Source organism: Aestuariimicrobium sp. Y1814 (assembly GCF_050113895.1).
Classification (GTDB): domain Bacteria; phylum Actinomycetota; class Actinomycetes; order Propionibacteriales; family Propionibacteriaceae; genus Aestuariimicrobium.
Genome location: NZ_JBNJRW010000004.1, coordinates 173,067 through 192,871, shown reverse-complemented (window position 1 = coordinate 192,871; position 19,805 = coordinate 173,067). Strand labels below are relative to the sequence as shown.

Annotated in this window: 13 protein-coding genes; 2 read left to right on the top strand and 11 right to left on the bottom strand. The window is 65.3% G+C overall.

What is annotated here, in order from left to right; all coding sequences use genetic code 11:
• Nucleotides 1–2: 2 nt before the first annotated feature.
• Both ACQE3C_RS06720 and ACQE3C_RS06715 read right to left on the bottom strand, forming a co-directional pair.
• A complete protein-coding gene (locus tag ACQE3C_RS06720) occupies nt 3–587 on the bottom strand; it encodes an RloB family protein (RefSeq protein WP_434538408.1) in 585 nt (194 codons plus the stop codon).
• Nucleotides 584–1,879 carry an AAA family ATPase gene (locus tag ACQE3C_RS06715; protein ID WP_434538407.1) on the bottom strand — a complete coding sequence of 432 codons (1,296 nt, stop codon included), beginning with the start codon at nt 1,877–1,879 and terminating at the stop codon, nt 584–586. Before ACQE3C_RS06715 ends, ACQE3C_RS06720 begins: the two co-directional genes overlap by 4 nt.
• A gap of 127 nt (nt 1,880–2,006) precedes the next feature.
• Here ACQE3C_RS06715 and ACQE3C_RS06710 point away from each other — a divergent pair, with 127 nt between their 5' ends.
• The gene (locus tag ACQE3C_RS06710) at nt 2,007–2,870 is read left to right on the top strand and encodes an exodeoxyribonuclease III (protein WP_434538406.1); all 864 of its coding nucleotides are present in this window, start codon (nt 2,007–2,009) and stop codon (nt 2,868–2,870) included.
• Nucleotides 2,871–2,942: 72 nt separating this feature from the next.
• Here ACQE3C_RS06710 and ACQE3C_RS06705 read toward each other — a convergent pair whose 3' ends face one another.
• Nucleotides 2,943–4,067 carry a fatty acid desaturase family protein gene (locus ACQE3C_RS06705; RefSeq protein WP_434538405.1) on the bottom strand — a complete coding sequence of 375 codons (1,125 nt, stop codon included), beginning with the start codon at nt 4,065–4,067 and terminating at the stop codon, nt 2,943–2,945.
• Between the two features lie 210 nt (nt 4,068–4,277).
• Nucleotides 4,278–5,822, bottom strand: coding sequence for an FG-GAP-like repeat-containing protein (locus tag ACQE3C_RS06700; RefSeq protein WP_434538404.1), 1,545 nt, complete (start codon nt 5,820–5,822; stop codon nt 4,278–4,280).
• A gap of 454 nt (nt 5,823–6,276) precedes the next feature.
• On the opposite strand from ACQE3C_RS06700, the gene ACQE3C_RS06695 reads away from it, so the two are divergent.
• Nucleotides 6,277–6,456 (top strand): hypothetical protein, encoded by a 180-nt coding sequence (locus tag ACQE3C_RS06695; protein WP_434538403.1) that lies wholly within the window; start codon nt 6,277–6,279, stop codon nt 6,454–6,456.
• A 53-nt stretch (nt 6,457–6,509) separates the two neighbouring features.
• On the opposite strand, the gene ACQE3C_RS06690 is transcribed toward ACQE3C_RS06695, so the two are convergent.
• From ACQE3C_RS06690 to ACQE3C_RS06660, 7 genes are all read right to left on the bottom strand, one after another.
• The gene (locus ACQE3C_RS06690) at nt 6,510–7,790 is read right to left on the bottom strand and encodes a restriction endonuclease (protein WP_434538402.1); all 1,281 of its coding nucleotides are present in this window, start codon (nt 7,788–7,790) and stop codon (nt 6,510–6,512) included.
• 9 nt (nt 7,791–7,799) lie between these two features.
• Entirely contained in the window at nt 7,800–8,231 is a 432-nt protein-coding gene (locus ACQE3C_RS06685) for a very short patch repair endonuclease (RefSeq protein WP_434538401.1), read from the bottom strand.
• Between the two features lie 71 nt (nt 8,232–8,302).
• Nucleotides 8,303–9,553: a DNA cytosine methyltransferase gene (locus ACQE3C_RS06680; RefSeq protein ID WP_434538400.1), complete on the bottom strand. Its 1,251-nt coding sequence runs from the start codon at nt 9,551–9,553 to the stop codon at nt 8,303–8,305.
• A gap of 31 nt (nt 9,554–9,584) precedes the next feature.
• Nucleotides 9,585–15,128 (bottom strand): hypothetical protein, encoded by a 5,544-nt coding sequence (locus ACQE3C_RS06675; protein ID WP_434538399.1) that lies wholly within the window; start codon nt 15,126–15,128, stop codon nt 9,585–9,587.
• Nucleotides 15,118–16,449, bottom strand: a complete 1,332-nt coding sequence (locus tag ACQE3C_RS06670) for a hypothetical protein (protein ID WP_434538398.1) — start codon at nt 16,447–16,449, stop codon at nt 15,118–15,120. The genes ACQE3C_RS06675 and ACQE3C_RS06670 overlap by 11 nt, the downstream gene beginning before the upstream one ends.
• Complete coding sequence (locus tag ACQE3C_RS06665; RefSeq protein WP_434538397.1) at nt 16,446–18,770, bottom strand: hypothetical protein; 2,325 nt, start codon at nt 18,768–18,770, stop codon at nt 16,446–16,448. Before ACQE3C_RS06665 ends, ACQE3C_RS06670 begins: the two co-directional genes overlap by 4 nt.
• 5 nt (nt 18,771–18,775) lie before the next feature.
• A complete protein-coding gene (locus ACQE3C_RS06660) occupies nt 18,776–19,513 on the bottom strand; it encodes a FadR/GntR family transcriptional regulator (protein WP_434538396.1) in 738 nt (245 codons plus the stop codon).
• Nucleotides 19,514–19,805 lie beyond the last annotated feature (292 nt).

Below are 19,805 nucleotides of genomic sequence, written 5' to 3'. Positions count from 1 at the left end.
GCTCACTTCCCGGTGCGGATCAGCCGGATCAACTCCGGCATCGCCGTGGACGGCATGGGTCCCTTCCGCCCGAACCGCAGTTCTGGGTCCTTCCGAAGTGCCATGGCGATGGCTCGGTCCACTGCGTCCAGGTCCAGCGTCAAGGAGTAGCTGTTGGCCAAGGCTTTCCCCGACAGCACGTTGGCGCCTGCGATCTCGCGCTGCAGGCCGGACGAAGTGGTGGGCGCTTTGTCACTGACGTGCCACAAGAGCCACAGCTCGAAGCAAGGCTGGGTGATGACCAACGGCGAGCTTTCAGAGGCCGCAAGCGCCGTTGCCTCCGAAAGGCTTTGGTGCTGGTCCACGTCGACCACGGCGCAGCACCAGTCATACTTTTCATCACCCCTCGCTGCTCGGCGCCGCTTCAACGCGGTGCGCACTACTGAGAGCGGGTCCTGACCGACGCCAACCACGTCAATGGTGCCGACGTCACGAGGCAGCAGTTGCTTGAGCCGATCGAAGTACAGCGGCTCGGTGACAGTGCCTTCAGTGACGATCAGGCCACGCCGCCTGAGCAGTCGACGTGGACGACGCGGTCGGGCCATCATGCCGTTGCCGGTACTTCGTCGAGGATGCGGTGGATCATGCTGGGCGCGGGGCTGGGGGTGGCTCCGTAGCGGCCGGCCAGATAGCGGCGAGCTACGTTGGCGTCCTTGTGGCGTGGGAACTCGGCCAGGCTGAACAGTGAGGTGGCTCCTTCGCGGTCCTTCTCGGTGAACCAGACCTGCTCTGGGCTGAGTTTCAGTCGCATGTCATTACCCAGCAGGTAGGTGTCGTGACTGGTGAAGATGAGCTGGGCGCCGTGACGGTTGACAGTTTCGTCCATGAAGTAGCCGAGCACCACCTCGACCAGGTGTGAATGCAGGCTGGAATCGATCTCGTCCACCACGAGGAGCCCACCATTGCGAAGGGCATCGACGGCAGGGACGATCAGCGCCAGCCAGGCGACCGTTCCCGAACTTTCCACCTGCAGTGGAAGGCTTCGGTCAGTTGCACCCGCGTGGGTGAACTCCAGACTGCGGCGGACCTGTTCGTTCAAGGACTTCGCCTCGTTCGGCGAGTCCGCGGGAAAGATCTCCCGGATCTTCGCCAGCATCTCGACAGCCTCCGGGGTCAACTCGTCTTCGCGCAGGGACGCCTTCTGGATTCCGACATCGGCGATACTCAGCAGCGTTGCGAGGCCGTCGAGATCCAGCACACCATTGCTCAGCGCCTCGATGATCGCCTGAAGCCGGTACTGGCGGTAGTTGTCGCCGAGTCGGGACACGTCGATTCCCTCGGTCAGAGCCCGGGAGATATCACTGAGTTGCGGATGCTCCAGCACCGTGGCCCGGCTGAGGATGAGCTCTCGACGGGCTGGGGTGAACGGGGCGCCCAGGCTGGTGTGGAAGGTCAGCGTCCCTGCTCGCGTGTCACGCGAGATGAGCTGGCGCCAACGCGTACTTGGCAGGTATTCCAGCGTCTCCCCCGTGACACCAGACTCGTCCATCGCGAAGCCGTACCGGTGGCGAATGCCTTCCACCACGAAGTCGAACTCATACCGGCTGGGGCGGAGCCCGTCATCGGGAACCAGAGCGAAAGGTTCGTAGGGGTGCGCTGGCAGCCCCAACCATTCGGTGGCAGAGGCCTGCACGGCAGACAGGGCGTAGTGCAGCGCATCGATCACGTTCGACTTGCCGGAGGCGTTCGGTCCGAAGATTCCCGCGACCGGCAGCGCGCTCTGCGCCCATGTGCGTCCCTTGTGGGGGTGCAGGGTGTGCCAGCCCGGGATCGTGAGGTCCAGGACAGCTTCGTCGCGGACACTCTTGTGGTTCGACACCGTGAAAGACAGCAGGGTCATGCCTCAAGTATCCACTTGAACTGGCCGTTCTCAACGAAAATCGTCGAAAATGGATGCTTGAAGCGCTCGTGGTCGCATGGAAGATCAGCCTCGGGGCTGCGCAGGCAGGTCGGGTAGCCTCACACAGGTGAGGATCGCCACCTGGAACGTCAACTCCGCCAAGCAACGCCTGCCCCGACTGCTGCCCTGGCTCGACCAGCGCAACCCCGACGTGGTGTGCCTGCAGGAGACCAAGTTGTCCGACCCGGCCTTCGACGAGTTGTTCGCCGAGCCGCTGGCCGAGCGCGGTTACCGGGTGGCCCACCATGGCCAGGGCCAGTTCAACGGGGTGGCGCTGCTGTCCCGGGTGGGGCTGGACGATGTCGAGCTCGGGTTCGCCGGGCAACCCGACTACGACGGGGTGGTCGAGGCCCGGGCCATCAGTGCGACCTGTGCCGGCATCCGCATCCACGGGCTCTACGTGCCCAATGGTCGTGAGGTCGACCACGCCCACTACCAGTACAAGCTGGCCTGGCTCGATGCCCTGGCTGCGGTTGTCGCCGCCGGGCCGGACGACGTGGTCGTCTGCGGGGACATGAACGTCGCCCCCGCCGACCAGGACCTGTTCGACCCGGCCGCCTATGTCGGCCACACCCATGTCACGCCCGCCGAACGGGAGCGGATCGCGAACTTCGGCCTGGTCGACGTCGTGCGGGAACGCTGGCCCGACCATGATCGACTGTTCTCGTACTGGGACTACCGCGCCGGCATGTTCCACCAGGACCTAGGCATGCGGATCGACCTGGTGCTCGCCTCGGCGCCGGTGGCTGCCCGGGCGAGGGCGGCGTGGGTCGACCGGGCCGCCCGCAAGGGGAAGCTGCCCAGTGACCACGCCCCGGTGATCATAGACCTCGACACCGCACCGGACGGGGACATCGGGCCGGTCGTGCCGCCGCCGTCCAACCCCAAGCGCTCGGGCAAGCCGGTCGCGCTGCCCCAGGCCAAGGACTGAGCCGCTCGTCCGGGAGGCTCAGCCGTGCCTCGCACTCTGCTGACACAGAGTCAGCAAACACAGAGCGCCCGGTCACACCCGCCGGAACTGGGCCGCCAACGGGCACCCGAACGGGTCCCGCGCGGCCAGGCCGACCTCGCTGAGGTAGCGCACCACGATGCCGTACGACTGCCACAGTGAGGTCTCGGTGTAGGGCACGTTGTGGGTCGCGCAGAACTCCTTGACGATCGGACGAATCCTCGCCAGATGGGGGCGTGCCATGGTCGGGAACAGGTGGTGCTCGATCTGGTAGTTCAGCCCGCCCATCAGGGCGCTGGCCCAGCCCCCACCGCGGATGTTGCGCGACATCACCACCTGCTTGGTGAAGAAGTCGAGCTTCGCCTTCTCGGCCACGATGGGCATGCCGGTGTGGTTCGGGGCGAACGAGGCGCCCATGTAGAAGCCGAACACGCTCACGTGCACCGCGACGAACGCGAAGGCCATGCCCAGCGGCAACAGCCAGAACACCGGGACGAGCAGCACTGCGAAGTGGGCGGTGAGCAGGGCCAGCTCGGTCCAGCGACGTTCGACCCGGCCGCGCCCGAGCACATGGGCGAAGCTGTGCTTGTACAGGTTCGCGCCCTCCAGCGGCAGCAGCAGGAAGAACAATGCGCCCTGGTGCTTGTTGATCCAGCGGACCAGGCCACGGGAACGGGCAGCGTCCTCGGGCAGGAACGAGATGGTGTCACGCTCGATGTCGGGGTCCTTGCCGACCCGGTTGGGGTTGCCGTGGTGGCGCGAATGCTTGTTGTCCCACCACGACAGACTCAGCCCGACCACCCCGACCGCCAGGATGCGCGCCAGCCGACTGTTCGAGCGGGTTTCGTTGAACACCTGGTGGTGGGCAGCCTCGTGCCCGATGAACGCGAACTGGGTGATGATCACGCCCAGCGCGGCGGCGACCAGCAGCTGGAACCACGACTGGCCGAGCAGGATGAACCCGGCCACGCAGCCGGCCAGCGCCAGCCCGAGCACGCTCATCAGCAGGATGTAGAACCATCGGGCCTTCTTCATCAGGCCGAGTTCCCTGGCCACATTGGTCACCTCGACCATGGCGCGCAGCTGCTTGGGGAAGGTGCTGGCGTCGCGGTGGTGCGGCAGGGCCTCGCCGGGTGGTGGCGCGGTTCGGGTGGGGACGGCAACGGAGCTGGGAGTCATGTGGGCTCACCTATGGCTCTGGACGCGAAGTGCGTCAATGGGCGCCACAGGCAATCGCCGACAGCTGTTGCCAGTGTGGCACACGGGCCCAAGGGTTCGGCGCCCTGCCACGGATCGATGTCTTGCCGTGAGACGCCGACCGGCGGCACCGATCCATGATCGGTGCCGCCGGGGGCGTGCGAGTGGGGCAGGTCCAGGGGGACGAGTGGCTCAGGCGATCAGCACGATGTTCGTGCTCACCGAGCCCAGTGGTCGCGCAGGGCCCCACGAACCCATGTTGTTCTGGTAGGTGAACAGTTGGCCGTCGTTGCGCAGGCCCATCAGGTCGTAGCGCCCGTCGCCGGACCAGTCCCCGGCGCAGAAGGCCAACCTGAAGTTGCCCCAGCCGTGGCCGACCTGTTGGCCCGACCCGATGGTGCCCTGGGGGGTGCCGAGGTAGCGCCACAGGGTGCCGTCGCTGGCCCGGATGGCCAGGATGTCGGAGCGGCCGTCACCGTTGAAGTCACCAACGGACAGGATCTGGCGCATGCCATTCCAGTTCTGCCCGATCTGCTGGATGCCGGTCAACCCGTTGGGGGTCAGGGTGTAGCGGAACAGCTTGCCATCGGAGGCGCGGCGGGCCACCACGTACTGGGTCGAGCCGCCGGCCAGGTTGAAGACCGGGACGATCTGGTCCATCCCGCCCCAGTTCTTGCCCATCTGCTTCCAGCCGGTGACGTAACCACCGCCGATCTGGGCGTAGACCCACAGCGACTGGTCATTGCCGCGCCTGGTCATCAGGTCGGAACGGTTGTCGCCGGTGATGTCATTGATCTGCACCATGTAGGTCATCGTGTTCCAGCCGGTGCCACGGAAACCGAGGAAGGTGGGGCTGCCGCTGGCGGAGCCCTGCGAGGCGCGCAACTGTCCGTCGGGGAAGATGCCGAACAGGTCGCCGATGCCGTCGCCGGTGTGGTCGCCCAGCTTGCCGGTGGCGGTGGGCTGGGTCACCTGCTGGGTGATCGTCCCGTTGAACTGGCCCCACGAGAAGCTGCTGGACTGGTTGGCGAAGTTCATCGTCCGTGACCCCAGCGAGGGGTACTGCAGGTAGCCACCGACGTGGGTGACCCCCGCCGGCACGGTGATCTGGACGGTGAGGTTGCGATGATCGCGCATCGGGACGTTGTAGGGCACCCCGATGAAGGCGTTCGGCAGGGTGACCTGCTGGCCCGCCGCGTTGATGTAGGCGGTGGTGGGCGTCCAGGCCAGCCCGGACAGGTTCTGCAGCCGGTTGTTCTGCAGGTAGACATGGGCGAGCTTGGTCATCGTGCTCGGCAGCGCGAAGCTGGTCAGCCGGTTGTTGCGCAGGTCAACGTCGGCGACCTCGGTCAGGGTGCTCGGCATGGTGACTGCGGTGAGCTGGTTGAACGACAGGTTGAGGTGTGTCAGCTTGGTCAACTGGGTCGGCACCGACAGCGAGCCGCTCAGGGACATGTTCTGCCCGTTGAAGATCACCATGCTGGTCAGGTACTGCCAGCCGGCCAGGTTGGTGATCGGGCGGGTGTTGCAGTCGAGGGAGAACAGGCTGGCGAGCTGGGTGTCCTGGATGGTCGCGTTGGGCGGCTGGCCGAGGGCCTGGTTCAGGCACGCGCGGAAGTTGGCGTCGGGAATGGTCACGACGGCGGCGGGGACGACCTTGGCCGGGGCCTGCAGGGGAGTGATGGCGAGCAGCAGCCCGAGGACGAGGCCGACTGCGAGACGAAGTGCGGATCGCACGGGGTTCTCATTTCTCGAAACGCCGGCGGCAGGGTCGAACGCGGTCGGCCGGTACGGCGTGAAGGATGGGGAGGGCCCCTGGGGGTCGTGGCCTTGCGATGGCGGCGGAGTCCGTATCCGCGCTGGATCATTGTAACGGTGTTACACGATGGGTGAACAGGGCAAGCGCGGGCGGGCGCCACTGGTGAGTAGTGCCCGCCAGGTGTGGTGATACGTCGGGATCGGCCTGTGTGTGTCCATCGGATGGCATCCGTGGAGTAGGGGTTTGGCTGGGCGGGTGGGGTGAGGGGAGCGTGGCGGCGAGGTCACGGCTGCTAGCGTCTGGGCCAGGACAATGCCAGCGGTGCGTCGGGGGCACGACGACGCACATCATGCTCTTGTGCCAGGAGGAATGATGGCGCGGTTGCGAACGCTTACTCGAGGTAGCCAGAACATCAAGGTGCACCCCTCAGAGGTGGACGGGTACTTCCAGGTCGTGACGACTGCGGGAGGTGAGCGCTACCTGCACTTGAGCACCTTCGGCTCTGATACGCGAGTGCGTGAACCGAAGAGCAGCCAGTCGTTGCAGCTGAATGAGCAGATGGCCCAGGAATTGGTGGACGCGCTGCGCGAGGTGTTTCCCGGGCTCAAGTAGTTCGAGGCGATTCGAGGCAGCCCAGCCGGACGAGATGCTACCGTCTGCCGTCCCTAGGGGAGCAGTCGCTCTTCGGCAGAATCGACCACCTCAATCGCCTCGAGCAGCTCCTCGCTCGGATACACCACGTCCGGGGTGGTGGTGACGCTGATGGGGAACTCCTGCTCCAGGAACTGCCTGACCTCGTCGACGGTGCTGTAGCCCATGCTGCCCAGCAGGTCGACGACTTCACGACCCGCCAGTATCACGATGGGATGCTGGTCCTCCCGCACCTCTTTGTAGGCCTGTTCAGCCACGTGGCTGGTGGTCACCATCACGCCGAAGTCACGGTGCTTGATACGCGAGATGAGCCGGCTCATCTCCCGAACTCCAACGCTGTTCGACTCCGGCCGAAAACACTTGGCCTCCATCGCGAACTCGATCTTGACTGGGTCCTGACGCGGTCCCACCAAGTAGAAGCCCAATCCATCACGCCCACCGTCGCGGCTGGGGCGTGTCACATCTACGGGCATCACATTCGGGTCTGATCGCTCCCAAAGCATCGCCGCGAGGTGCTCAAACAGAGTTGGATGTGGCGCGAAGTGGTCGTACACGGCTTGCAGGATGGGCATCTTGGCTGCCGTTGGGTATTGGTCACCTCGGCTTCTGGTGCTGATGGTGCGCGGGGCCTCCAAGGCTTCGTAGACGCGTCCGCGGATCCAACTCCGCCAAGGGCGGGGGCACGCGGTACCCATGACATTGCCGTTCAACACCTGGCCCAGCCACTCCCGGCTGACGACCGGTACATCCAGGACTGTGAAGTGCGCTCGATAGTTCTGGAAGCGACGCTGGTCCTTGGTGCGCCACACGGCGACCAGCTCTTCGTCGCTGGCCAGCCGGGACGAACCTGGGGCGGCCAAGCCCCTGAAGATCACGTCTCGGCCAGAGGTCGCTGCTCGCTCGAAAAGAAAGATTGGTGGCACCTGCTCGCGCTGCACGGGGGAGGTATGTGCCTTCTGAAACATCTGTCGCAGTAGTTCGTTGCCGCGCCGTTGCGTGTCGTGGAGTTCTCGACCAGGGCTCTTGTTGTCACCGTAGTAGGTGAAGTCGCCGGTGGCAGGGTCGAGTCCGTCCGGCCAGTCGGGGTCGGTGCCGCTGCTGTAGAGAACGACGGCACGCACTGTGCCCTGCAGTACACTCCCGGAGTAGCGAAAGCCACCTTGGTTTCCGATGCCAGGCAACAACCGGTTCAGGGGATCGTCACTGGTATTTCCGCGCGTGCCACCCCGGTAGACACGGTCCACGATCAAGTCGGCCGTGGAAAGTGCCTCGAACGGAACGGGCTCAAGGGGCATATGGGCAGCCTAGGGGGAATGGCTCGGATTCGCGCGTGGCGGCACTTCTGCCCGGTTCGTGGCGGTTCTCCCTGCCCGTGCGAGAGCCGAGGCCACGTGGGCGAAGGCGTCCTCCGGGGCCTCGTGTTCCCACACGCGCAGGACCGTCCAGCCAGCGGCTTCAAGCAGGGCTGTCGTGTCCCCGTCACGGGCCAGGTTGTGGGCGAGTTTGTTCGACCACCACTCGGAGTTGTGCTTCGGGATGTGGCCGTGCTCCGGGCAGCCGTGCCAGAAGCAGCCATCCACCATGACCGCCAGCCTCTGGCGAGGGAAGGCGATGTCGATCGTGCGACGTGGTGCCCCGGGCACCTTCAGATTCACCCGGTAGCGATACCCGGCAGCGTGCAGGGCGCGGCGCAGCAGCAACTCAGGTGTCGTGTCGCGGGAACGCTGGTCGACCATCCGCTGTCGGATGTGCGCTGACAGCGGTACCGGATCTGGGAGTCCCGCCATATTGCGACCTTACGCGACGGTCAGTGGCCGAAGACGCCCAGGCCGATGAGGTGTTCGCCGATCGCCTTGGCCATGAACACCGGCACGGCATTGCCGATCTGCGTGTACTTCGGGACGTCGCGCGTCCAGTCGTCAGCGTCCGGGTCGCCCGCCCGCCGCCGCCCCCCAGTGGTACGGGGCCCCGAGAACTCGTACCAGTCTGGGAACGTCTGCAGACGTGCCCACTCACGCACCGTGCAAGCGCGGTCCTGGGCAAAGTGGACGAAGTCATCGGGCAGCGATGCCACCGTGATCGTCGGCCCAGCGGCGCCCCATCTCTTGGGAATGGGGCGTTGGGCGAACTTCCTCGTCTTCAGGTTGTCGGGGATGGAGCCGGTGAGTCGGATTTCCCTGAATCGTGTGGTCACTGCAGGGGAGTGGCGGGAGTACTCCTGTTCGCTGAGTTCGGCCCCCTTGCTCAAAGGTTCACCGCCGTTCTGGGGTTTGCGCATCTCGCGTGCGAAGGGCGTTGTCGCCGGCTTGGGATACGTAAGGGTCTGGGCTGTCGTGGGCCAGGCATCGTCCACCAGGTCGCCAAGTACGTCGATGGGGTCCGGCGCCGGGCCCTGCTTTGGGGGGTGCCACCGACCTTTGTCGGGGAAGCTCGGCGCGATGTCACTGCGCAGGCCAATCAGGATGAGGCGCGGACGGTTCTGGGGAACCCCGTAGTCGGACGCGAAGAGCAACTTGGGATAGATCTCGTAGCCGCGCCCGTCATCAGTCCGAATGCTCTCGAACGCGTCTTGGACATCAGTCCAGATCTCGCCCCTGCGCCCCTCCTTCGTCCAGCGGGCTGACTGGAGCCCCCGCACGTTCTCGAACACGAATGCCTTCGGCCTGAGCGCCCCGATGAACGTGGCCATCTCGCGGTACAGGTGGTTCGAGGGAATGTCCTTCTTCTCGAGGTCCACGAACGTGCGCCGGTGCCCGATCCCCGAGAAGCCCTGGCAAGGAGGACCACCCACCAGCAGGTCGACCTCACCGCCGTTCTCTGCCCGCAGCCGCTCCGTGAGCTGCAGGAGGCGGTCTCGGTGCTGGGTCAGTTCAAGGATGTCCCGGGCCTGGTTCTCCGGCTTGGCGACCGGCAGGAGCTGCCGGTTCCGGGTGTAGGTCTCCATGGCGTGGTGGTGCAACTCGGAGACGAAGACGGGCGTGAACCCCGCCTGTTCCAACCCCAGCGACATCCCCCCGCAGCCCGCAAACAAGTCGACCACGGTATAGCGCTCAGCCATTATTCGAGTAGCTCCTCAGATCCGACAGTCGTCAGTTCTGGTGGCGCTTGACGAGCTCGAAGTATGGGACAGTGCGGATGAACGTGCCGTCCACACCCAGCGAGCGATAGTAGCACTGGAACTGTCCTAGTTGTGGGATCTGCTGCGCGGCGCGCGCCTGGTCGCCGCTGATCCCCAGCTGGGTCAAGTCCTTGCCCGCCACCCGCGGCACCCTGTGGATGAACCATGTCAGCAGGGGCTGGCCGTAGTCGTTGCCGCTGGTCTTGAAATGGCTCAGGTACTGCGAGGACAGGATCACCCCGATGCCGAACTCCCGGCCCTGGACCAACAGGTCACCCAGAGCAGGGAAGTCGTATCGCATCAGGTTCGAGGCTTCGTCGACGACGAGGTACGAGTTGATGCGGCGCAGTTGGGGGTCTGAGCCCTCGAAAGGCCATTTCATGCTCTCGAGCATGTACTCGTAGTACATGTTCAAGAACAGTGCCACGAGCGCGTTCTTGGTGTTCTGGTCGGCGCCCAATGAGTTCAGGCTGAGCGTTACCACCTTGCCGTCGATCAGTTCGCGGAACGGGATGAGTTCGTCCCTGTCACTGCTGAAGACGCCACCCCGAACGAAGTTGTACAGGATGGAGGTGACGGAGTCGTCCTTGCCATCCGTACGTTCCCTGTAGATCTCGAAGACTTCAGCGAGCGTCGGGTCATCTGGGTCAGCGTTGTCGTAGGCCTCCATGATTGACTCGCTGAGCCGCATCCTCTGCACCGGGCCAACTCCCGAGTAGATCTTGTCGAGCACATCGATGAATGACTGGGCACGCCTGAAGTTGTCACTGGCGCCCCTTGCGAAGATGTTGAGCGGGATCCCGCTCGGTTTCAGGACCCGGCCGCCCATCGTGGACATGAATTCGTCATCGCTGTAGTCGCTCTTGTAGTCCAGCACGAGCATCGACACCGGGGTCGGCTGCATCTGCTGGCCCTGGGAATGCAGGTTGTACAACAGTGACTTGAGCAGTTGGGTCTTGCCCGTGCCAAGGTCCCCGACAACGCCGATGTTCAACTGCGTCAGGGCTGTGTTGCTTGGCCACAGGGTGATGGGGGATGGTGGGGTGACACCCAGGCGGGTTCCGACGGTGAACTTGATCCCAGGTGGAGTAAGGGTTTCACGCTGCGGGGTTGGCTCTTCGCCGGCAGGTGGTCGTAGGTCTCTGCCGTCCTCCCCAAGCGCTACTTCGCCCCCATCCTGAGGTGCGCCTTCGTCCTCTGGTTGAGGCGTGGCGTGGCGGTCAGGCTCGTCGTTCTCGACCAGCGCCCGGCGGGGACGGTAGGGCTGCTCCCGGGCGTGTTCGGGTTCCACTGCTGGCTCCGCGTCCTCGTCCACCCTCGTTGGGTCGGTCGCAGGGGATGGGACAGGATCCGGCTCGGGCACCTGCTGTGTGGCGCTGGGGGTTGGATCGCCCTCGCCCCCAGCGGCGGCGGCGAGCGAAGTTGAGAAGAGGGAACGCCAGGCCGTCACTACTTCGCTGTCAGGGTCTTCGACCTGCTCGAAGGTGGCGCGAGTCTCGGTGACCAGTGCCCCGTAGGGCTGCTCCGAGGCTGTGTACACCCCTGACTTGGGCGTGGGGTCACTGGCCCCCAGCTTGAAGTAGCTGATCAGTGGGGGTGCCGTCTTGAGTTCGAGGCCATCGTCGGCCGCAGCCTGCAGGAGGGAGGCCGCCGCCGACGAGTCGCCCCCCTGTTGGGGCTTGAGCCGGTAGGCCGCTTCCAGAAGGCTCGCCAGGCCTGCATTCCACAGTGCCAATTCATCCCTCGGCTCGGCCTCATTGCTGCTCCCGGCGGCGTCCCGCAAGGTCTCCTGCTGTGCGATGCATGCCTTGAGTAGTTGGGCAGAGGCGAGTGCTTGCTGGGTCGCCTCTGTCAGGCTCGTTGGCTCGGGCAGCGGGCCCTCGGAAAACTCGCCAGCTGCCCCGTAGAACTTGATCTCAATCGGGACCAGCGTGACCGAACTACCGCTGGTGACCAGGGCAAGCAGGTCGGCTCGCTGCTTCGTTTCGTTCTCATTGTTGTCAGCGGCGAGAGCTCGCAGGAATGCGTCACAGGCATCCATGGGGAGCACCAACACATCAGTGCCAGGCACCGTGACATGCTCCATGAGGCGGAAGGCCAGGTAGAAGCCCAAGGCGCCAGAAGCGTGGGCACCGCCGATGGCAACCAGGGAAGACAACCCCACCCCGCGAGTGCCCAGGGTTTCCAGCACCTGGTCAACGACCCCCGCCCCACCGGCTGGGTGGCAGGCCTCAACTTGCTTCGCCAGGCCTGTCCGGAACGCGCCAGGGATGCGGACGACCGAGATGTGGGGGCGCCTCTGCAGCAAAGCTTCGGCCTGCATCGCCCTCATGACCGGTGGCTGCCACTCCCACAGCATCTGCTTGCCGCCGCTGGCCTTCTCGACCAGGGAGGCGAGTGCGGCGGGACTCAACATGCTCTCCCCGGTGACCGACCAGTCAGCGTCACCTGACACTAACGCGCTCCCGTGCAGGCGCGCCCGCAGGGCCGACCCGGGGCTCAGGGACTCGTAGGCCCGGATCGCCTTGTGCATGAGTGTCCCGGAGCTGCTCAGCGCCGGGAGGGAGTAGTAGTCACGTCCCTTGGCCCCGCCTGAGGGTGCCTCAAGTCGGCGCAGTGGCACCTGTCCTAGGATGCCTGCACCTGTTCGTGCGTCGCTGGTCAGGGCCACGTGCACACCGGCATCCTGGAGCAGGCGGATGTTGGAGTGCGGCGCCTGGCCCCGGTAGCGGTGCCACGTCAATGGAACTGCTCGGTCACCCGCGAGACTTCGCTCGATGCTCTCGGCGGGGATTGGCCCCCGCCTGTTGAGGGAGTCCGCCACGCGCACTCCACCGGGCAGTGTCCGCTCGTCACGGAAGCTCGAGAGCACGTCGAGCACTGCCTCATCGAGTTCCTGCATCCGAGGCGAGTTAGCGGCGGCTGCCAAGTCGACGGTCAAGGTGGTCACGTGTGGGTTCAGGCGCCTGTAAGAACGCAGTGCGTTGCGTGCTGTTGCGCCATTCAGCCCGCTTGAGGCCGCGCCCGGGGTATCGAGCCCCGCTGAACGTGCTGGTGGGGTGGGCGACTGCGGCGAGTTCGGGGAGACCTCAACGAGTTGGCTCCAGCCGACGAAAAGCCCACGCTCGCCGGCATCGATGGGGACCGCCAGGAGCGGTTCACTGTCAGGGCCGGTACCCATGACGGGGATGTTCCAGCCCTCCACCAGCCCAGCCATGGCCCGTGCCGATTGCTGGCTCGCATTCCACAGAGTGCTCTCCACATTTGCCAGCCAGGCCAACCGCAGCGGGTGCAGTGGCGACAGCATGACGGCTCGGCACTTGGTCTCTGACTCCCAGATTGAGAGCGAGAACGGGTGCGCTGCCCAAAAACATGCGTTCTGATCATGGAGTGACTCGGCGAGCTCCACGAGCGCGACGTAGCTCTCCAGATAGGCGTCGAGCGCGGCGGAACCTGCCAAGTCACGCCAACTGACACGTGACGGCCATTCGAAAGTTTCCCCCTCGTCGGTCCGACGCATACGAGCAGGCAGGTCGAGTGCTTCGAAGGCAGCACGGAAGGTCTTTGCTTCCTGGGAGTCGCCCAGTTCGTCCGGGACTTGGAAGACCGAGGAGTCCTTCCAGTCTGAATGCAGTGCTTCCGGGAGGAGCCCAGTTCGGCCGCGGAATGGTCGCAATCGTTGGTTGTCACCATCCTGCGAACTGGTGATGACGTGGCCATGGCACTTGAGCCATTCGACGGACTCGATGTTGTCGCTGAGCTGCTGCTCGTACCAGCCACGCACCCCACTGTCTCGCCAGGAGGGCTGCTTGCCCGTGACGAGGGACTGCGTGATGGCAGCCTCAAGCGGGGTCTGGTACTCCGTTTTGTCGGTGACCCCATGGCACCGGAACTCTTCATCACCGATCAACACTTCATGCTCGTCTGAGAGAGCAAAGCGGGCACAGAAGAGTCCCGGCAAGGCCCACTCCTCCATGGGCTGGCCATCAATCCGCGGGGACGAGTCGGGCGACACAGCCACGACCACTACGTCATTGGCGCCTTCCAGCGGGACAGAGGTAACGCCGAGCCCCTCGCCTTCAGGCAAGTGCAGTTGTGCTTTCCCGAGGCGGGTCTTGGTGCTCAACGCAAGTGAAACCAGAGCCGGCGCGGTACCCGGGATGACGATGAGAGGAGCCGTGGGACGACCGATGAGTAGTGCGGCCTTGGAACGTGCTGGGACGTCCACGGTGGCCTTGGTCAGGCGCAAGCGGTCGCACTTTGCCATCTGAATCCGGCCAGGGACGCGCAAGGTCCCGCCGCGTGCCGAGGGCGTGCCAGCGGGGACCCACTGGATACCTCTTGATGAGAACTTGAGGTCCACATCAGCCAGGAGGCGCTCCCAACCGGGCTCCCGGTCGTAGCCATCGACGAGGGGGACGTTGGCAATCAGCCGCGGGGACTCGAACACTGCTCCCTCCGCCCTGAGGTACATGGGGACCAAGGCGGGGGCGGTCAGTTCGCCCAGTTCGTGCAGGCTCTTTCCGGCGTCTCCTCCATGGAACGTGAGTGGCCTGTCCTTGACGCCGTCGGGGTCGGTCAACTCCTCCCAGGTGAGTGTGGACAGTGCGTCAATATGGCGCTCGGGATCCTTCGTGATGCCTGTCGTGTGCATCGCCAGGATCGGGTGGTCGTAACCATCCTCCGCTGACTGGCTTGAGAGTTCGTCCCATGGCCCTTGCTCCAGCCACTCCAAGTCCGGATGGGGGTGCGTGCGTCGTTGCTGGAGTTGGCCTGCGCTGGTGCGAATTTGCTCAGCGTCAGCCCAGTTGGTGGCGATGGCCTCGTGCAGCTGCGTCCCCGCCCTCGCACCCTTCGGGAGCCCGACGGGCAGGGACATGGCCGCTTGGATCACGCCCTTCAGGGCGTCGAGCGTGGTGACGTGCTGTGACTCCATGAACCTGTGGATTCCGTGGAGTCCCTCGTCGATGTGGCGGAACCAGTAGGAGTTCCACACCTCTGTGCCGCTGCCCGAGGCACGGTAGGCGTCTGCGAGCACCGTCATGCAATCGGCGAGCTCTTTCGCCGGTGAGGCTACCGATACGACGTTGGTGTGCTGCGCGGCGAACAGCAGTTCCAGCGCGGCTGTGGCCACTGATCCCATGCTGGTCGCGTCAGTGGTGCTGTGCGGGTAGTCAGGCCCGAGTTGTTCAACGAATGCCTGCACGAAGGACGACAAGTCAGGGTGCTGGCCCACTACGACCACGAGCCGGTCGCCCGTGCGGTACCGGATCGCCTCCTGGGGGGAGAGGGTGCCCTTGATGCCTGTCGATGAACATGCGATGGCGAAGTCGGGTTCACGGCCCGACAACTTCCCCGCGGCCCGGCGCGCGTCGTTGGCGGCAGAGACCATGGCCAGGGCGGCGTCCGGGGGGACTGACGACGGCAGGTAGGCAGCCGAGAGGCCATCGGTCTGGGCCATCGCCCGGCCGAGCGCTTCGCCCAACCAGCTGGTGGGGTTCGTGCTAGTAGGCATTCGTGATCTCCAATGCGTCATCAGCGTCGGCGCTTCCGCGAGTCAGGCCAGCTGTTTCCAGCAGCAGGACGACATCACGCAGTTCGGGCCGCAGGCCCATGTCGAACAGGGTGCTCATCAGGCGATTGACGGTTGTTGGTCGACCCGGTCCACCTGCCGTCAGCCCTGCGAGCACTGTGATCCATTCGGCGCCGGGTTCGACGAATGTGAAGCGTCCCCTACTGCGCAGCAAGCCGTAGTGGTCTGCGTACCGCCCAGACTCTTCGCGGGACTTGAGTGCGTACTTGATGGCTTCCCAGACGTTGTTTCCTGCAGTACCCGGGTTGTTCAGTGCTTCGTCGATGTCGCGATCATCGAACTGGTCGCGGTCAAGAAGCTTGCGGACTGCATCCCCCCGCCGGATCCTGCCCAAGAGCAGGCTGGCAACGTCACGCACACCCAAGTGCGCATCTGAGGGGGCCCAAGGTACGAGCTCCGTCTTGGCCACCAGGTTCGCGATGTCTCGTGCATCGGGCTGTTCGCCTCGCATGCGTGACCGCCCATACTGGTCATAGAACAGGGTCTCCCACAAGAACCCGAGCCCGAGGCCAAGCCTGAGCACTGTGCAGCACCAGTCCACCCACACCCGCGCTGGCAGGGCGTCAACCCAGCGGTCGTCCGTGAGCTGGTTCCATGCGTTGACAAACCAGGTGAAGGGGGAGCGATCAGCGATTGCTCGTCCGTCAACGGGGCTCGGTGTCACCCGAACCAGGCCACGGGGTAGCAGGGCTTCGGCAGCTGCCTTGTCGAGTCGGCCCAGGACAGGGTCATTCGCTGTCTTGTGTTCCGCGGCGCGGAGCCAACGGGTGGAGGGGCCCTCGACCCGGGAGCCGGTCGGCACACCGAGGGCATAGAGCTGTTCCAAGATGAGACCGAGGTCTGGGGGGTTCATCGTGCGCTGGTAACCACGCATGGACTGCAGCAGGGCGAGGTGAGGTGTGAGTGGGGCAGCAGGATGCTGTTGGCCCTTCTCCGGCTTGATCCCCAAGACCGCATCGGCGAACGCCAGCGCCATCTGTTCTCGGGGGAGGCTCATGTCCGCAGAGAAACCGGCAGAAGTCAGCGCCTCCCCAAACTGGCGCAGTTGGTCACTGCTCTCCGGGTAGGTCGTGATGATCTGTACCTTGCCTGCCCCTTTGTTGTCGGTTCGGTACATCAACCCGCTGTTGGGTGGGGCATCCGGCGCGTGGAACTGGCGCCATGCGAGCGCCGACACCAGGGCTTCCGGGGTTGCGACGTACTGGGGGCGGTTCAGCCCCAGCGAGATGGGCTGCGCGGTCATGGCTTGATCCCGATCTGGAAGGTGGTGTCCTCCATGGCCACGCTCAGGTCGACCGTGCCAAGATTCCTGCTGGCAAGTCGGGCCGACCTGATCCTCTCCAGTCGCGGGGCAATGACGGGTGTCAGGTCCGTCAGACCGGGGTGGCCGGTCTCTGAGTAGGCGAGCGCTTCCCGGATCAGGACGACGTCCAGTTCCAGGGTGCCGACGAGGGTGCCCTGCTCGAGTAGTTGGACTGAGAGTTGCTGGCCCGAGGTCGGTTCGCAGCGCAGCTCTACCGAGGCAATCCGCAGTGCGAGCTGGGGCCGGCCGTGGCCCACGGTCAGCGGCTGGGTCTTGGGGGCGAAAAGCGGAAGCAGGCCTGGAGAGTTGGGTTGATCGGGGTCGAACTGAGGTCGCAGCAGCGGTGGAAGCCGATCGTTGAGTGCCTGTGGGAGGTTGCGCCCGTGGTGCCAGGACTCGACCCACAGCGTGACTGCAGGAAGGAACGCGGTGATTCCGCGTGAGGCTGCGTAGAGCCGGGTCAGGTAGCCGCCGTACCAGGCACCCAGGTCGGCACGTTTACGGTCGGTCTGCATCGCCTTCGCAGAGGATCGGCCCCAGTAAGCCCGGTCGAGTGCCTCGTCGAATGGCTGGACGATCTTGTGGAAGGGATCCTCCTGTGGCAGGGCGCTGAGCAGGCCCTTGAGGGGGGACTGGTCCTCAGATTGGCTCGCGAAGGCGTCCAAGACTGGTGTTGCCCACCCGGAGTCCCACTGGGCGGGGTTGAAGTTCCCTGGGCGTGCGTCCCGTGCTGGGTCAGCTGACCATGTGATCCGCCCGACCGGGTCCCGCCCGGCACGCACAGTGGGGGCCGATGAATCAAACATGGCTTGCGGCCACCGAAGGGCTGCCTGCGATTTCAGGAGCTCCCATTCGTTGTCATGGGTTCCCGGGTCCTGCTCCCACTTCGTGATGGAGTTCCGGTCGATCATGCGGGGGAGGTCGCCCACCAGGGATCGGGCGATGGCTCCCCAGAGCTCGCGGTACGTGAATCCCTGGGCTGCCTGCAACTCGGCACAGCGGAGCATGGTGGCCCACGACCGCTGCAAGGTTTCGTCGGCCAGGTTTGCGAGGTTTGCGTGGATCACCCCCTGGGGGTGCAGGTAGGGCAGGTCTTGTTGCAACTCGCGCGCGGTGTCGGCCATCACGGACAAGGCTGGTACATCGCTCACGTCCAGGTCGTCTCGCTGATGGATGCGGCATGGCAGGACCTGCTCCACGTGCACATCCGACTTGTCGTCGCTCTCGCCCACCTCGACGTGGGGTTGCGGTTCGAACAGGGAGCACATGTCGAGGTAGACCACGAGTACGTCGACGCCGCTCTCCGTGACGATGGATCGGACTGGCTGGGTTGCGTCGTCGGGGGAGCCCTCGTACTGGCCACCCATGAGCCAGCGCACGACTTGCGCGCCCTCGCTGTCGTTCACGGCCCCATTGTCTGCTGCCCTGTCCTGCACCAGAATGCCGCGGTTCACGCAGGCAAACAGGTGCCTGCCATCGCGGATAGCTGTATTGATGTCGGTGGAGATACTGATTTCACCGGTCCGTGGGTCGGGGATGGTGGCGTCATTCACCACCGTGAGCCTCGCGGGCCCAGCTTCGTAGTCGTAGCGGCGATTTGCGAGTCCGTCATCGGTGCCGCCCACCTCTTTGAAGTCCTGCACCAGGCTGGCCGCGGTGTGTGATTTCCCGGCGCCGGGAGCCCCCACAAGGAACAGCATCGCCGGGCTGGGCAGCGCTTGCTGCAATCGACTGCGGAACCAGGCCAGGGCGGCTTCGACGCCTGGGGCGGCCGGTCCGTTGGCCAGGCGAACGATGTCCCCGTCCGGTGCCGCCGCGACCAGGGCACCACCCGTAGCCACGTCCCACAAGTGGGGGAGCATGGCCAGGTCGGTTGCGGCGGCCTCGTTGCCGGCCAACAGTGCGCTGGGGAGATCGCTCCTGCTGGCCAAGCGCGCAGCCTTGGCTCGTGGCTGTGGGTCCTTGACCGGTGAGATGTCCCCTTTCTGGGCAAGCCTGCGCTCGGCTGCGGTTGACAGGGAAGCCTGGTAGTTGCCCCGTGGCTTGTAGCCCTTCACCCAGGGGTACCCGAGGTCGTCCAACGCTGCGCTGAGGTTGCAGAACTTGAACTCAATGGACCCTTTGGTGCGGCCGGTGCGTCGCTCCACTTCGCGATTGGCCTCGGCTTTTACCAGTTTCTGCCCGCGCAACTCTGCGCGCAACAGTTTCAGGTACTCGTCGAGCAGTGCCTCGATCTCATCATCGCTCCATACCCCAGCCATGGGCGTCAGGCTAGCGGCCCCGGATCGTTGGCGGAGGGAGGGGTGGCATTCCCGGAATGTCCGCCCTCACCGTCAGCCCCGATGGCCTCCTGCACTTCGGTCAGCAGTTCCCGCATCGAGACCTCGGCGCCGAGCACCTCGCCGATCTGTACCGCGGCAGCAACCCGTTCATGCAGGTCCAGCGCCTCCGGTCGGGGGCACCTGGGCATCAGGCCGTGCTCGGTCCGTCCCGCCAGCACCTCGCCGACCACCCCGGTCAGTGAGGAGAACATTTCGTTGCCGGAGGCCTGCAGCAGCAGCGCGTGGTAGTCGACATCGGCCGCCAGGAACTCCTCGATCCGCCCAGCCTCCCCGAGCGTCCGCAACTGGGCGGCAAGTTCCACCAGTCGCGCCCGCTGCTCCACACTGGCCCGCTCCGCGGCGCCGGCGGCGGCGATCGGTTCGATCGCCAGGCGCAACTCGGTCAGGGTGGCCAACTGCTCCGAGCGGCCCGGCCCGTCCAGGCGCCACCGGATCACCCGGGTGTCGAGCACCCGCCAGCAGCCCATCGGCTGCACCACCAGACCCACCCGGCGCCGCGGTGCGACCAGTCCGAGCGACTCCAGCATCCGCATGGCCTCGCGCACGACTGTCCGGGACACCCCGAAGCGGTCCTGCAGTTGTTCGAGGGTCAGCGCCTCCCCAGGGCGGTGCACGCCCGAGGTGATCTCGAGGCCGATCCCGGTCAGCACAGCGTCGTGCATGCCGGGCGCCGATGTCGGGCCGACGGCCCCTGCTGGCTTGCCCATGTGCCCACCCCCGTTGGTGAGAGACCGAAGATGTTCCATCCTAGCCCGGGCGCTGGCGACGGCCGCCGACACGTCGTCCGCGAAAAGTATTACTTATCTCTAGACAAAGGTAATACCTTTGTGTGACGATCCTCTCAGGAACCACTCGCTCCGGGGCGCGACGAAGCTGTCGCCACCGCTCGTCTGGACCTCCTGCCACACATCACGACAACGGCCGCCCGACCCCTCCCGGGCCCGTCGCTCGGCC

What these genes read in the sequence shown, in the direction of transcription:
- ACQE3C_RS06705 (WP_434538405.1), bottom strand. Translation starts at nt 4,067, where the DNA reads ATGACTCCCAGCTCCGTTGCCGTCCCCACCCGAACCGCGCCACCACCC.
- ACQE3C_RS06690 (WP_434538402.1), bottom strand. Translation starts at nt 7,790, where the DNA reads ATGCCCCTTGAGCCCGTTCCGTTCGAGGCACTTTCCACGGCCGACTTG.
- ACQE3C_RS06675 (WP_434538399.1), bottom strand. Translation starts at nt 15,128, where the DNA reads ATGCCTACTAGCACGAACCCCACCAGCTGGTTGGGCGAAGCGCTCGGC.
- ACQE3C_RS06680 (WP_434538400.1), bottom strand. Translation starts at nt 9,553, where the DNA reads ATGGCTGAGCGCTATACCGTGGTCGACTTGTTTGCGGGCTGCGGGGGG.
- ACQE3C_RS06715 (WP_434538407.1), bottom strand. Translation starts at nt 1,879, where the DNA reads ATGACCCTGCTGTCTTTCACGGTGTCGAACCACAAGAGTGTCCGCGAC.
- ACQE3C_RS06665 (WP_434538397.1), bottom strand. Translation starts at nt 18,770, where the DNA reads ATGGCTGGGGTATGGAGCGATGATGAGATCGAGGCACTGCTCGACGAG.
- ACQE3C_RS06670 (WP_434538398.1), bottom strand. Translation starts at nt 16,449, where the DNA reads ATGACCGCGCAGCCCATCTCGCTGGGGCTGAACCGCCCCCAGTACGTC.
- ACQE3C_RS06720 (WP_434538408.1), bottom strand. Translation starts at nt 587, where the DNA reads ATGATGGCCCGACCGCGTCGTCCACGTCGACTGCTCAGGCGGCGTGGC.
- ACQE3C_RS06660 (WP_434538396.1), bottom strand. Translation starts at nt 19,513, where the DNA reads ATGCACGACGCTGTGCTGACCGGGATCGGCCTCGAGATCACCTCGGGC.
- ACQE3C_RS06685 (WP_434538401.1), bottom strand. Translation starts at nt 8,231, where the DNA reads ATGGTCGACCAGCGTTCCCGCGACACGACACCTGAGTTGCTGCTGCGC.